The organism is Nannocystis sp. RBIL2, assembly GCF_026626745.1.
Lineage (GTDB): Bacteria > Myxococcota_A > Polyangia > Nannocystales > Nannocystaceae > Nannocystis.
The window spans coordinates 2455778-2469733 of the sequence record NZ_JAPNJW010000002.1 but is presented as its reverse complement, the minus strand read 5'-3'; the positions used below and the strand labels follow the sequence as shown (position 1 = coordinate 2469733).

12 protein-coding genes are annotated in these 13956 nt (G+C 73.1%); 2 read left to right on the top strand and 10 right to left on the bottom strand.

The window, feature by feature from the left end:
- Positions 1-71: 71 nt before the first annotated feature.
- The gene (locus OV090_RS34905) at positions 72-1127 is read right to left on the bottom strand and encodes a calcium-binding protein (protein ID WP_267709027.1); all 1056 of its coding nucleotides are present in this window, start codon (positions 1125-1127) and stop codon (positions 72-74) included.
- 248 nt (positions 1128-1375) lie between these two features.
- A complete protein-coding gene (locus tag OV090_RS34900; RefSeq protein WP_267709026.1) occupies positions 1376-2437 on the bottom strand; it encodes a SprT-like domain-containing protein in 1062 nt (353 codons plus the stop codon).
- 64 nt (positions 2438-2501) lie between these two features.
- On the opposite strand from OV090_RS34900, the gene OV090_RS34895 reads away from it, so the two are divergent.
- Both OV090_RS34895 and OV090_RS34890 read left to right on the top strand, forming a co-directional pair.
- A complete protein-coding gene (locus OV090_RS34895) occupies positions 2502-3620 on the top strand; it encodes a hypothetical protein (protein ID WP_267709025.1) in 1119 nt (372 codons plus the stop codon).
- Positions 3617-5989: a TonB-dependent receptor gene (locus tag OV090_RS34890; RefSeq protein WP_267709024.1), complete on the top strand. Its 2373-nt coding sequence runs from the start codon at positions 3617-3619 to the stop codon at positions 5987-5989. The genes OV090_RS34895 and OV090_RS34890 overlap by 4 nt, the downstream gene beginning before the upstream one ends.
- A gap of 6 nt (positions 5990-5995) precedes the next feature.
- Here OV090_RS34890 and OV090_RS34885 read toward each other — a convergent pair whose 3' ends face one another.
- The 8 genes from OV090_RS34885 to OV090_RS34850 form a co-directional block, all read right to left on the bottom strand.
- A complete protein-coding gene (locus OV090_RS34885; protein WP_267709023.1) occupies positions 5996-6649 on the bottom strand; it encodes a hypothetical protein in 654 nt (217 codons plus the stop codon).
- 36 nt (positions 6650-6685) lie between these two features.
- Positions 6686-8320 (bottom strand): hypothetical protein, encoded by a 1635-nt coding sequence (locus OV090_RS34880; RefSeq protein ID WP_267709022.1) that lies wholly within the window; start codon positions 8318-8320, stop codon positions 6686-6688.
- A gap of 312 nt (positions 8321-8632) precedes the next feature.
- Positions 8633-9058 (bottom strand): hypothetical protein, encoded by a 426-nt coding sequence (locus OV090_RS34875; RefSeq protein ID WP_267709021.1) that lies wholly within the window; start codon positions 9056-9058, stop codon positions 8633-8635.
- Between the two features lie 261 nt (positions 9059-9319).
- Complete coding sequence (locus tag OV090_RS34870; RefSeq protein WP_267709020.1) at positions 9320-9898, bottom strand: hypothetical protein; 579 nt, start codon at positions 9896-9898, stop codon at positions 9320-9322.
- Positions 9899-9973: 75 nt separating this feature from the next.
- Positions 9974-11887 (bottom strand): sulfate adenylyltransferase subunit CysN, encoded by a 1914-nt coding sequence (gene cysN, locus OV090_RS34865; protein WP_346660433.1) that lies wholly within the window; start codon positions 11885-11887, stop codon positions 9974-9976.
- Positions 11888-12222: 335 nt separating this feature from the next.
- On the bottom strand, positions 12223-12951 hold the full coding sequence (locus OV090_RS34860; RefSeq protein WP_267709018.1) for a hypothetical protein: 729 nt from the start codon (positions 12949-12951) through the stop codon (positions 12223-12225).
- Positions 12948-13514 (bottom strand): MotA/TolQ/ExbB proton channel family protein, encoded by a 567-nt coding sequence (locus OV090_RS34855; RefSeq protein WP_267709017.1) that lies wholly within the window; start codon positions 13512-13514, stop codon positions 12948-12950. Before OV090_RS34855 ends, OV090_RS34860 begins: the two co-directional genes overlap by 4 nt.
- A gap of 3 nt (positions 13515-13517) precedes the next feature.
- Positions 13518-13895, bottom strand: a complete 378-nt coding sequence (locus tag OV090_RS34850; RefSeq protein ID WP_267709016.1) for a hypothetical protein — start codon at positions 13893-13895, stop codon at positions 13518-13520.
- Positions 13896-13956: the final 61 nt, after the last annotated feature.

Sequence of the window (13956 nt, the reverse complement as noted above, 5' to 3'; positions counted from 1 at the left end):
AAGCCGCGCGTGACCGCCTGATCAGGCGACCGCGCGCGGCGAGGAGGAGAGCTGGAGATGCGGGCCGCGGGTCACTGGCAGGCGAGGTAGACGTCGACGACCTCGCCGCTGCGGACCTGGCCGGCGACGTCCTTGAACTCGAAGCGGGCGCGCTCGCGGCCGCAGTTGCCGCGGTCGTCGCACTCGGCGCGGACGGCGACGTCGAGGTGGATGGCGACGAGTTCGGCCTGGGCGACGGGGACGAGCTCGGACAGCTCGCCGCGACGATCGCGGTCGCCGTCGGACCAGAGCACGAGCTCGGCGAACACCGGGTCGGCGCGATCGATCTTGCCGTCGCGGTTGAGGTCGTGCTCGGCCAGAGCTTCGAAGCCGTGGCTGGCCCGCCGGCCGCTGCTCAGGACAGTGCCGCTGCCGAACAGCTCGCGGCCGCTGTCGATCGCGCCGTCGCGGTCGCGGTCGAGCGCGAGCCAGGGGAGGGTCGGCCAGTCGGTGCTCAGGCACTGGCCGGCGCCGGAGATGTCGAACGAGGCGGCGGCGGCGGCCTCGAAGCGCAGCGGGGCGCCGTCGAAGTTGACGACGAGCGGGGTGTCGCACTCGTCCTCGGCCCACGAGTAGAGGTACAGATCGGTGCCGTCGAAGGCGCAGATCTCACCGATGCAGCCCATGTCCCAGTTGTAGTTCGGGTCGCACACGGGCTCCTCGGTGCTGCACTCGGTCCAGTGCTCCTCGCCCTCGTACATGAAGCACATGCTGGAGCCGGCCTCGCCGCCCTCGGTCGTACACTCCTTGGTGTGCGGCCACTCGAGGTCGGGGCAGACCTCGACGGCCTCGGGGCGCGGCTCCGGCTGCGGGGGCGGGGGCTGCGGCTCGTCGTCGCCCTCGCTTTCGCTCTCTTCTTCGTGGCCGACCGGCTCGTCGGGGTTCTGACTGGTGGTGGCACCCTCGCCGTCGGTGGTGTCGGGCTCGGGCGGGCCGTCGGGGCTGTCGCCGCTGTCAGGGCCGTCGGTGGTGGTGTCGTCCGCGACGTCGCCGGTGTTCGGACCGGGGCCTTGCTTCTCGTCGCAGCCGGGCGCGAGGACGAGGGCGGGGAGGAGAGCGAGGCTGAGGACGATCCGCGGGCTGAGCATGATGCCTGTCCTCAAAGCAGGAGGCGTGCCAAGCGGCTCCACGGGGCGCTGGCGGGGCTCCGGGCCGCCAGGCGCGGATTGGACCCCGGGGGCCGCGACATCGCCGTCAGTGACGGGGCATGGCTGTCCGGGCGCGCGGGGCGAACCGAGGAACGGCGGCGTCCGGTTGGTGATTTTCAGGGCATGTTCGATCGACCATGTCGATTCGGACATGTGGGGCATGACCTGTCCTTGCGGGCAGGCGCGGCTCAGTCGTCGCGGCCGCGGGGGAGCGACAGGCCGCGGCTCTGGTGCTCGCGGACCGGCTTGTTGAGGGTGAGGCCCTCGCCGGCGGCGCGGCCGGCCGCGTGGGCGCGGCCGCGGTTCACGGCGGAGGAGCCCATGCTGCGGATGTAGGGGTGACGGCCGCGGAGGAAGCGGTCGAGGTCGGCGTCGCCGAGCCACACGAGGCCCTGCTCCTCGTTGCGCTGGCGCTCGCCGCGGAGCTTGTCGCGGAAGCCGGTGAGGAGGCCGGCGCTGAACTCGCGACGGCGGTTGGCGGGCAGGTCCATGTCCTTCTTGGCCTGCTCCCACAGGCGCTTGGTGGAGGCGTGCAGGAAGTCGTGGACGTAGGCGGCCATCTCGAGGTTCTCCGAGGTGCCGAGGACCTCGAGCACGCGCTCGTGGCGGAGGCGGCGGGCGTTGTAGGTGGTGACCCAGATGCACTCGACGAAGAAGAACTCGCTGAGGATCGAGCTCACCAGCTTGGCCTCGAGGGCGATCGCGGCGGCGCTGTCGCCGAGGCGGCGGGCCTCGTAGTCGCGCGGCGGGCCGTCCTGCGGCAGGTCGAGGTTGTAGCGCAGCAGCAGGGTGTTGGCGGCGGCCATCGCCGCCTCGGCCTCGTGGCGGTTGGCGCTGGTGGCCAGGGCGAGCAGCTTCTGCACGCGCTTGAGCACGCGCGCGGCCGGGTCGTCGCTGGCCCGCGGGTTGCCGGTGGCGTCGGAGCGGATCTCGAGCAAGGCGCAGGCGCGGGCGAACTGCGGGCCGTGCGGGCGCACGTCGCCGCCGAGGACCTCGTCGACGTACTGGTGCGCCATCTCGTGCTTGAGGGTGTCGAGCACGTCCTCCCAGCGGTGCGACAGCAGGTGCTCGTGGGCCAGGCCGAGCGTCCGCGTGTCGCGCTGCCAGTGCCCGAGGCGCGCGGTCGACAGATCGATCTGCAGCACCGGCGGCTTGAGGGCGCCGCCCAGGTGGCGCTTGTTGAACTCGTGCCAGCTGCGCAAGAGCTCGGTCAGCCAGGGCCGGTGGAGTGTCTCGTGCAAGGAGACCATGCGGCGGAGGATCGCGGAGGCGGACGCGGTCGACAACGAGAATCTGAGCGGTTAGGCTCGTCCGGTGCCGCTCCGCGCACCTCTGCGCTCTCGGGCCCGTGCGGGCGCGGCGGCGCCGATCCGCGGGGCTCGGCGGTGGGGGGCCCTCGCGGCGGCGCTGGCCGGCGCGAGCTGCTTGCCCGACGAGCGCCCCTATTGGGTGATCGATCACACCGACGCGCTGGCGATGCGCTTCGAGGTGATCGAGCGCGGGCCGTGGGGCGCGGACCCGCCGCCCGGGGGCGGGCCGGTGGCCGAGGCGATGCCCGGCGATCGCGTGCGCGCGACGCCGTTCGTGGCCGGGCCCGACGGGCCGGTCGACGTCGCGGCGCTGCAGCCGCGATGGTTCGTGTGCGGCGGGACCGGCTGCACCGGCGGGCAATTGGTCGACCTGGCCGAGGCGCCGCCGTGCGGGCCGATCGAGCTGCCGCAGGCGGAGACGTGCGCGCTGCAGCCGGGGCCGGCGGCGACGCTCGAGCTCGGGCCGCTGCGCGACGTGGTCGGCGCGGCGAGCATCGGCGTGATCGTGATGATGGTGGCGGGCACGCCCGAGGGGCCGAGCACCGGCGAGTGCATGCGCCGCGCCGAGGGGCTGGCGCAGGCGTCGTCGTCGCTGCGCGACTGCCTGTTCTTCGTCCGCACGCTGCGGGTCGGGCCGACGTGGCGCACCGTGGTGGCCGGGGCGGCGATGGGGGCGACGTCGCCGGTGCGGCCCGAGGCCCTGCCGTGGCAGATCACCCAGATCGAGCCCGACGTGGCGCCGAAGATCGCCCACTTCGCGGCGTGGGTGCCGGCGCCCGGCGGCGGCGAGTACTTCCTCGAGGCCCAGTCCGGGGCGACCCTGTCCGTGCGGACAGGCGACGAGCTGGCGCTGTCGCTGGTCGAGGCCGCGCCGCCGCAGACGTACTACTCGGTGTCGATCGACGAGGCCACGCTGAAGCCGTCGGTGTCGCCGATCGTCGAGGTCCGCGGGGCGGCGTGGTTCTCGACCACGACGGCGCCGTTCGAGCTGACCGCCGGGCCCGGCTTCGAGGTCGATTGGCGCGCGCCCGAGGAGCCGGGCACGCACCACGTGTACGTGGTCCTCGCCGACAACCGCAGCGCCACGACGGCGTGGCTGCGCGTCGAGGTCGCGGCGAGATGATGCGCTGGCGCTTCGGACATGTCGCGCTGGCCATGTACTTCGGAGCATGTCTGAAGGCGCAGGCTGCTCCGTCGCCGCGGCCGCCGCGGCCGCCGCCGCAGGTCAGCGAGCCGTGCGCCGGGCGCGACGACTGCGGCACGCTGCGCGCGCGGGTGCGGGCGGCGGGGCTGCGCACTGCGCTGGCGGAGGTGCGGGTGGTGATCGTGGGCGCCGACGGGCACACGACCGCGCTCGAGACCGACGCTGCGGGGCGCCTGGCGGTCGACCTGCCGCCTGGGAAGGTGCGGGTGGTGATCGCCGCGCCGGGCTTCGAGCGGCTCGAGGAGGCGGTGGAGATCCGCCGGCGGGCGACGACGGAGCGGCAGCTGTTCCCGCGGCCGACCGAGTGGAACCCGTACCGCACGGTGGTCCGCAACACCACGGAGAAGCGGCCCGAGGCGGGCGCGCGGTCGCTGTCGCGCGAGGAGATCGCGACGATGCCCGGGAGCCAGGGCGACCCGCTGCGGGCGCTGCAGAACATGCCCGGGGTGGCGCGCACGCCGGGCGGGCTGGGGCTCCTGGTGCTGCGCGGGGCGAGCCCGCTGCAGTCGGGGGTGTTCGTCGGCGAGCACCCGGTGCCGCGGGCCTTCCACGCGCTGGCGCTGGCGAGCGTGGTGCCGGCCGACGTCATCGAGCGCCTCGACTTCGTGCCGGGCAACTTCGACAGCCGCTACGGCAACGCTTCGGGCGGGATGGTGGTGATCGAGCCGCGCCGCGGGCGACGCGACGGGGTCCACGGGCACCTCGGGGTCGACCTGCGGGCCGCGAGCGCGCTGGTCGAGGGGCCGCTCGGCAAGCGCGGGTCGTTCATCATCGGGGCCCAGCGCGGCTACGTGGACGCGGGCCTGCGCGCGTTCATGTCGGTGACCGATTCGAACGGGACGGTGCTGCCGACTTATTATGATTACCAGGCGATGGTCGACTTCCCGCTGAAGCGCGGGGCGTCGATCTCGGCCCGCGTGCTCGGGGCGGGCGACCGGATCCGCTTCCGCTTCCGCGACTACGAAAAGGAGGGCGGGTTCAACGACGCGATCGACTATCGCTCGAGCTTCCACCGCGTCGACTTCACGTACCGGCAGAAGATCGGGGCGTGGTCGGCGATGGTGTCGCCGGCGCTGCGCTTCGACGTCGGCCGCCAGCTGATCGCGGTGGCGGAGGATGAGCGCGAGCAGTTCCGCCGCGACTACGTCGGCTCGCTGCGGGCCGAGCTGCAGCGGGCGATGTCGAGGCGGTTTGACCTGATCGTCGGCGCCGACATGATCGTCGACCACTACCGCGCCCGCGGCCAGGTGCCCGACGGGAGCAGCTGGCCGCCGCCGGAGCAGTCGGCCCGCGGGGAGCAGACGTGGCTCGGGCTGTACTCGTCGGGGCGGCTGCGCCTGGGGTCGCTGCTGCTGGTGCCGGGGTTCCGCGCGTCGGCGTTCGCGGTCGGATCGGAGCGGGCCTTCGCGCTCGACCCGCGGCTCAACGGCTTGTGGGAGGTGAGCGACCGCTGGCGCCTGCGCTTCGGCGCGGGCCTGTACTCGCAGTCGCGGCTGTCGGAGTTCGGGGTCGACGCGCGCATCGTGCCGAGCTCGGGCCAGATCGGGACCAATCAGGTGGTGTTGCCGGCGTACTTCGCCAACTTCGAGCCGGCGTTCGCGGTGTTCCCCGGGCAGAACTCGCTGCGCGTGATCCGGGCGCTGCAGCTGTCGGCCGGGGCGTCGCACGACCTGCCGGCCGACATGACGATCGACGCGACGGGGTTCTACCGCGACCAGGACAACGCGGTGCCGCCGCTGTCGCTCGGCGGGTTCCCGACGCGGATCTCGTACGGGCGCACGGTCGGGCTCGAGCTGCTGCTGCGCAAGCCGTTGACGCGGCGGCTGTACGGCTGGATGGCGTACACGCTGATGCACAGCGAGCTGCTGTTCGCGCAGCAGCACGGCGACCCGGGCGGGCGGCGCCCGGGTGACTTCGATCAGCGGCACAACCTGACGATCGTGGCGTCGATCAAGCTCGGCCGCGGCTGGCAGATCGGCGGCCGCTTCCGCCTGGTGTCGGGCCAGCCGTACACGCCGGTGGTCGGGTCGATCGAGTACGAGGGCGGGTACCTGCCGATCCGCGGGCTGCAGAACTCGGCCCGCTTCCCGCCCTTCCACCAGCTCGACCTGCGTATCGATCGGCGGTGGATCTACAAGCGCGTCAGCTTCCTCGCGTACCTCGACGTGCTCAATGTCTACAACCACCAGAACGTCGAGATGTACGTGTACAGCTATGATTTCCGCGACACCGTCGGCGGGTTCGGCCTGCCGATCTTCCCGTCGCTGGGGCTGCGGCTCGATTATTGAGGCCCGTCAATGGCGGGCGGCCAGCGCTCGCAGGCGCTGCCGCGCTTCGGCGTAGCGGGCGAGGTCGCCGGCGGTCGGCGCGTCGTCGTCGTCGGGGCCGCGGATCAGCGCGAACAGGGCCGGGTAGTCGCTGACCTGGCGCCGGCCGGCGCGCCAGCGGTGCAGCAGCGATTCGCAGGCGTGGCAGCGGACGAGGTAGCTGGGATCGCTGACGGCCCGCAGGAGGGCGGCCTCGTCGGCCTCGCCGGCGAACTCGCGCAGGGCCATGGCGGCGTCGACCCGCGGCGACCACGGCTGTCCTTTGGACCAGGTCTCGTCGAGGATGGCGATGAGGTGATCGGCGAGCTGCGGGTCGGAGGTGACGGTGTGGAGGACGCGGACGAAGCGCACGCGCGTGGCCGGCGGGAGCGGGGGATCGCCGGCGTCGAGGCGGGCCCGCATGGCGGCGATCGTCGGCGCGTCGCCCATGGCCGCCAGCGCTTCGGAGGCGTGGTCGTCGCCGAGGGAGCGGCCGAGCCGCAGCATGGCGAGGGCCCGCTCGCGCGCCTGGCCTTGGAGCCTGGTGACTGCGGCTACGTCGAGGCCTTCGTGCCAGATGTGATAGCCGGAGCCGAAGGTCTCCTCTTTCCAGCGGCTCCAGGTCGCGGCCAGGTCGGTCATGAGGGGGCTCGTCAGGGGCAGCATAGAGGTCCGGGGTCAGGGGAGGAAGCGGCCGGCGTAGACGTCGAGCTGGCCGGCCGAGACGAGCTGCTCCGGGTCGTGCGCGAGCTCGGGGTCGAAGGCGCCGGCGATCGCTATCTCGCCTGCAGGCCCGACGCCGAGGCCGGGGCCCGCGGTCGCGACCTGGCCGACGAGGTGACGGCCCCACACGAAGTTGCCGGCGCTGGTGAGCTTGACGAGCAGGGCGCCGGGAGAGTCGCCGAGCGGGCCGCCGCCGAGGTCGATCGGCTCGTCGCCCAGGGGCAAGTAGGCGACGACGCGACCGGTGCCGTCGACTGCGACGCCGGGCGGCTCGGCGCCGAGATTGAAGCCGCTGCGGGCCCAGCGGAGGCCGCCCTTGGCGTCGAAGGCTGCGACGTAGCCGCCGAGCTCGCCCTGTCCCGGGGCGGGCAGCGAACCCTCGCCGAAGTCGAGGCCGCCGCCGTGGACGCCGGCGACGACGAAGCTGCCGTCGGGCGCGGCCGCGAGGGCGCGGACGCGATCGTCCCCGGGCCCGCCGAGCTGGGTGCCCCACTGTGGGATGCCCTCGAGGTCGAGGCCGGCGATGAAGCCGTCGAGGCCCTGACCGAGCAGGTTGATGTCGGCGATCTGCAGGCCGCTCTCGAGCTCGCCGCCGACGAACACGTCGCCGCTGGGCGCGACGGCGACGGCGTGCGCGGTCTGGTCGGCGGCCGAGTGCGGCAGCCAGCTCCACGCCGGTCCGGCGACGGGGTCGAGGCCGACTGCGAACAGGTCGCGCCCCGAGCTGGTCGACTTGTCGGCGCCGAGCACGAGTTCGCCGGCGTAGCCGCCGACGACCACGAGGTCGTCGTTCGGGGCGACCGCGAGGTCGAGGGCGGAGACGTCGTCGCCGCCGAACACGTGGAGGATCGAGGAGGCGCCGTCGGGGTCGAGGACTGCGACGAAGCCGGGGTGCTTGCCGAGGCCGTCGGCCTGGTGCGGATCGAGGAGCAGCTGACCCCCGAAGTGACCGGCGACCGCGATCCGATCGTCGGACAGGGCGACGACTGCGCCGAGCGCCTGCACGCCGACGCCGGAGAGCTGACGGATCCACAGCTGCTCGCCGCTCGGATCGAGGCGCAGGATGAAGGCGTCGCCCTCGAGCGGATCGGCGGTGGCGGTGATCACATCCGGGGCGGTGCCGAGCTCGCCGGTGAAGTTGCCGACGACGACGACGCTGCCGTCGGACAGCACTGCGACGTCGGCGGCCTGCTGGATCGCGGCGTCGCCGCTGCGGCGCAGCCATTCGAGCTTGCCGGAGCACTCGAGGCCGCCGAGGCACTCGTCATCGACGTCGGGGCAATCGCTGGTGCAGGTGTCGTTGCCGTCGGTGGTCGAGCTCGAGCTGTCGGGGTCCGGCAGCCCCTCGGTCGGATCGGCGGGGCCCTCGGTCGGATCGACGCTGCCGGTGCTGGCGGGCCCTTCGGTGGTGACGACGCCGCCGGTCGTCGGAACGCCGGTACCGGCGGTTTCGTCCGCGGAATCACTCGCCGGCGTGTCGTCGTCGTCGTCGACCGCTGCCGACGGATCGCCCTCCGAGAGCGCAAACAGTGGGTTGGGCCTGGTGCACGAGACAGAGGCGGCGACCAGCAAGACGACGCGACGCGACATGCAAGCGAAGATACGAATGAACCACCGGCCGGCGAATGACGGCAGGCCGCGGCGAGGCGACGGACGGGCGGCCAGGCCGGCTGCGAGCGGGCACGCGGCGATCTCGGAGGTGTCCTTCGGGACATGCGAGTCCGGCGGGGCGTCCGCGCCGCGGGGGAAGCGCCCCGCGAGCGGCGGCGTTTCACGGCGCTGATTCTGCGATCCGGATCACACGATTGGCGAATGCGAGTCCAGCAAGTCGAGCCCCGATGCGACTCGCAGGCCGGCGAATGCTGCGCTCCGGGTCACATGGGAGCGCCCGCGAATCGGCGGTCAGCGCGACTTGAGCTCCGCGAGCCTCGCCTCTTGTTTGCGGATGAGCTCCTCCACGCCCTGCTTCGTGTCGAGCAGGACCTTGCGATCTCGCTCCTCCTGGGTGGTCTCGAGCGCTTTGTCGAGGTCTTGCACGTTCTTCCGCAAGCCCGCGAGCTCCTGCTCGAGGGCCGTCACGTCGTCGGCGCCCGCCGCCAGCTTGGTGCGCTCTGCCTCCAGCTCGCGCCGGCTCTCCTGAAGGCGCTCGAGATCCTTCTGCGCCTTGGCGCGGGCGTCGTCGACGGGCTTCGAGAGCGCAGGGTCGGCGCAGACCTGGAGGACGCAGGCGAGCCCGCTCCCGCAGTCGGCGTCGGCGGAGCACTGCGAGCCGGCGGACCCCTTCGAATTGCAGGCAGCCAGCGCGAGGACGAACAACAGTCGCGTCATGCCTCCAGAGTCGGCGGGGAGGCGGGCGAGAACAAGGGTCGATTCCAGGGCGGGAATCCGCGAGCGGCGGGCGGTGTCACGCGAGCGCGGCGCGGTCGCGCGGCCTGTCCCGGAGGACAGGTGCACGCGCGAGGGCAGGCGACTCGCCGTCTTGAGAGGACGCCTGGCAGTCGCGCGCCTGCGCGGAGCGACGACCGGCGAAGCGGCAGTCGTGATCGCGGGAGGACGAGTCACGCGACCGGTGTGACGTTGATCGCGGCGCTACTCGCTGGCGCGCTCGCGCGGGGTGGTGGCGGCGAGCAGGAACGCGGCGGCGAGGGCGACGTGGACTGCGAGGCCGAACGGGCGGTGGCCGAAGGTCTGGAAGTGCAGCCAGAAGGTGGCGCCGGTCAACACGACGCCGCCCCAGCGGGTCAGCCAGCGCGGGCCGAGCGGGCGGTCGGCGGCCTCGGCCTCGGCCTTGGCGTAGAGGTAATAGATGCAGGCGACCGCGGTGAAGCCGATGAACGACAGGCGCAGCGGGATGCCGGGCGCCTGCAGGAGCGCGCCGGCGTGGAGCACCAGCACCGCGTGGATGATGGAGAGGGGGACCTGGACCACCTGGGCGGCTCGCCCGCGATCGTGCAAGACGCTGGCGACCGCGACGGCGAGGCCGAACAGGAACGGCGCGCCGAAGATGAACAGGCCGAACACTGCGGCGATCGGGTCGCGCGCGCCGATCGCCAGCAGCCAGTCGAGCACGCTGGCGTCGCCGACGATCGGGAGGGCGATGGCGGAGAACAGGGTGAGGCCGAGGGCGGCGCTGTGGCGCGGGAGGACGGGCGAGCCGAGTTCGACCATGCTCTCAGGATAGCAGGATCGGCGCGAAGCGGCGACCTGTCCCCTGGGGCAGGTCACAAGAGACAGGCGAGATCGTCAGCCGACGGCGCCGCGCGAGCGCAGCAGCTCGACCAGCGCGTCGACGCAGGCGGCCTCGTCGAGCTCGTGCGTCGGCAGGACCAGGTCGGGGGCGACCGGGGCCTCGTAGGCGGCGCTGATCCCGGGGAAGGCCTTGATCTCGCCGGCGTCGGCGCGGGCGTACAGGCCGGTGCGGTCGCGCGCGCGGCAGACGTCGAGCGGGGCGGAGAGGTGGACCTCGAGCACGCGGCCGGGGCCGATGACCTGCCGGGCCCGGGCGCGCACGGCCTCGTGCGGGGCCACGAAGGCGCAGATGCAAAGCAGACCCGACTCGTTGAACAGGCGGGCGACCTCGGCGGCGCGGCGCAGGTTCTCGCTGCGGTCGTCGGCGCTGTAGCCGAGGTCGCGCGCGAGGCCGCGGCGCATGGCCGGGCCGTAGAGGACGGTGACTGCGCGACCGGCGGCGAACAGCCGCTGCTCGAGGGCGTAGGCGAGGGTGGCCTTGCCGGAGCCGGGCAGGCCGGTGAGGAGGAGGGTGACCGCGCGCTGGCCGAAGCGCTCCTCGCGGGCCTCGCGGGTGACGGCGCTGCGATGGTCGCGGCCGCCCTCGTCGACCCCGGGCGCGGCCCACGGATCGGCGCCGCCGCTGCGGTCGCCGCGGTCGCACAGCATGCCGGCGCCGACGGTGCCGTTGGTGGTGCGGTCGATGATGATGAAGCCGCCGGTGGCCTGATTGACGGTGTACGGATCGAAGTTGAGCGGCCGGTGCAGGGCCAGGGCGCAGCGCCCGATCTCGTTCATCGCCAGGCCGTCGGCCGGGCGCCGCTCGAGGGTGGCGATGTCGACGCGGTGCAGCACTGCCTCGAGCTCGCCGGGGACGGTGCGCGTGTTGTGCTTGATCAGGTAGCTGCGCCCGCGCACCAGCGGCCGCTCGTCCATCCACACGACCATCGCCTCGACCTCGCTGGCCTGCTGCGGCTCGCCGCCGGGGCGGACGATGACGTCGCCGCGGCTGACGTCGACCTCGTCGGCGAGGACGACGGTGACGGCCATCGGCGCGTGGGCCTCCTCGAGGTCGCCGTCGAAGGTGACGAGCCGCTTGACGGTCGAGCGCGCCCGCGACGGCAGGACGACGACCTCGTCGCCGACGCGCAGGACGCCGGAGGCGATCGAGCCGGCGAAGCCGCGGAAGTCGTGGCTCGGCCGCAGGACCAACTGGACGGGCAGGCGCAGGTCGCGGAGGTTGCGGTCGCTGGCGATGTGGACGGTCTCGAGGTGGGCGAGCAGCGGCGGGCCCTGGTACCACGGCATGCGGTCGCCGGCCTCGACGACGTTGTCGCCGTCGCGGGCGGAGATCGGGATGAAGGTGATGTCGTGGATCTGCAGGCCGGCGGCGAAGTGGGTGTAGGCGCGCCGGATGTCCTCGAAGACAGCCTCGTCGAAGCCGACGAGGTCCATCTTGTTGATGGCGACCACGAGGTGCTTGATGCCGAGGAGGCTGCAGATGTAGCTGTGCCGCCGCGTCTGCGGCATGACGCCGTGGCGGGCGTCGATCAGGATGATGGCGAGCTGGCAGGTGCTGGCGCCGGTCGCCATGTTGCGGGTGTACTGCTCGTGCCCGGGGCAGTCGGCGATGATGAACTTGCGCCGGTCGGTGCTGAAGTAGCGGTAGGCGACGTCGATGGTGATGCCCTGCTCGCGCTCGGCTCGCAGGCCGTCGGTCAAGAGCGCCAGGTCGAGCTCGCCGCCGGTGGTCCCCTGGCGCACGCTGTCGCGCCGGATCGCCGCCAGCTGGTCCTCGTAGATCGCCCGCGTGTCGTGCATCAGCCGACCGATCAGGGTCGACTTGCCGTCGTCGACGCTGCCGCAGGTCAAGAGACGCAGGAGCTCCTTCTGCTGGTGGCGCTCGAGATAAGCGTGAATGTCGGTCATGGCGGCGGCGGGCACGAGCTTGCGCGGCAACCGGGCGTCATGGCAACGGGCCCGGGCCCGTCGCGCCGGCGGCGCTCGCAGGCCTCGATGTCAGCGGCGTCGCTGGGTGCGCGTCGGTGCCGCGGGGATGCTGCGGTTGAGTTCGCGCACGCGGCTGCGGCTGCGGACGTGGGGTCCGATCGCGCTGGCAGGTTCGAGCCGCTGGGCACCTGGGGCGGCGGGCGGCGCCGTTTGGGGGGGAGGCCGGCGCGTCGTGGGTGTCTTCATGGACATGCGTGGAAGGGCATGTCTTGAAGAACATGGACGATGGGGCATGTCTTGAGAGACATGGATGCTCAGCGCGGGCAGGCCAGGGAGTGGGTGGCCACGCCTTCGCCGTAGATCTTGTGCTCGGGGAAGCGCTCGCGCAGCTGCTCTTCCAGCTTGCGGGCGACCCGCCAGGTGGCGCGCTCGTTCTGGCGCACGATCGTCATCGCGTTGCCGCCGCGCGTGCGACGGAGGGCGTCCACGAGGCCCGCGCCGCCCTCGGCGAGCCAGTCCTGCAGCTCGGTGGTGGCGGCGGGCAGGGTCCCGCAGGGCTTCCAGGCGCCGGCGAGCGGCTCGGTGCGGTAGCAGCAATGGTTGACGACGACGTCGCCCGCGAGCTCGCCGTCGATCTCGATCTCGAACACCGAGAAGTGATCGAGCAGGCGAGCCAGGACCTCCTGGCGGCGCAGGACCTCGGCGCCGGAGGTCGTCGCGGTGGCGGCGGCCTGCTCGGTGGCGGTGCGCAGCTGCTCGAGGGCGGCGCGCAGCTCGGTCTGGGCCTCGGTCGCGCGGGCCAGCTCGGCGCGGGCCGCCTCGGCCTCGGCGGTCGCGGTGGCCTGGGCCTGGCGCATGCGTGTCAGCTCGTCAGGGTCGACCTGCTGCGCGCGCAGCTGCTGCAGCTCGCGCTCCATGGCGGCGGCGGTGTGCGTCGAGGCGTCGAGCTGGCCCTCCTGGATGGTGGCGAACACGAACAGTACGACCATGAACACGTCGAGCAGCGGCAGCAGGTCGAGCGCGTGACGGCGGCGGCGCTTCACGGGGCGGTCCCCTCGGGCCTCTGTTCGAGGCCCTCGAGCAGGGCCTCGCGGACGTGCTGCGAGGCGCGCTCGAGCAGGCTCTCGCAGGCGCCGGCGATCAGCGACAGGGCGATCGCGCCGACGAGGCCCCAGAAGGTGGTGCCGAGGGCCATCGGCAGGCGGGCGCGGAAGCCCTCGAGGTCGGTCGGATCGGCGCTGACGAGGGCGAACACGGTGCCGAGGATCCCGAGGTGGACCGACAGCTGGGCGAAGCGCTCGACCCAGCCGATGCGCTCGCCGAGGCGGATCAGGGTGCGCGCGGCCGGCTCGACCTGCTGGCCGCTGAGCAGGCGCGCGAGCTCCTCGAACGACAGGTCGACCACGGGCGCCGACTCGAGGCGGCGGCGGATCGGGTGATTTTCGGCCAGCTGGGCGCCGATCTTGCGCAAGACGATGAGGCCGCCGGCGAGCACGTCGCGCTGGCGGGCCGCGCCGCGCAGCCAGCCGAGCGAGAGGGCGATCATCGCCAGGGTCGCGGCGAGGACGACGATGCTGAAGGGGTCGAACAGCGCCTGCCAGAACACGCGCTACTCCGATACGACCTGGGCCTTGGCGCCGCGGCCCTGCACGCAGGCGCGGAGGGCGTCGACGGCCCGCTGGGCCCCGGCGGTGGCCTCGATCTCGACCGTGGCGCCGGCGGCCTGCTCGGCGCACACGGCGTCGCAGGGCCGCAGCGGGGCGCCGTCGCCGACGCGGCACTGCTCGCCCTGGACGACCACGCGGACCCGGCCCTCGGCCTTCGCGGCCGGTTTCGCCGGCTCCGCGGCGGCGGGTACGGCTTGGCCCGCGTTCGGGGACAATCCGAGGCCGCTGAAGCAGTCGTTGAGGTAGCCGGCGACGAGGGCGACGAGCACCCCGAGAAAGGCGACGAAACCGGCGCGGGAGGGACGGGGACGGTCGCTCACGCCTGCGACGATGACCGACTGCGCCGCGTTGCGCAACCGCGGCGGCCTCGGGCCGGCAGCG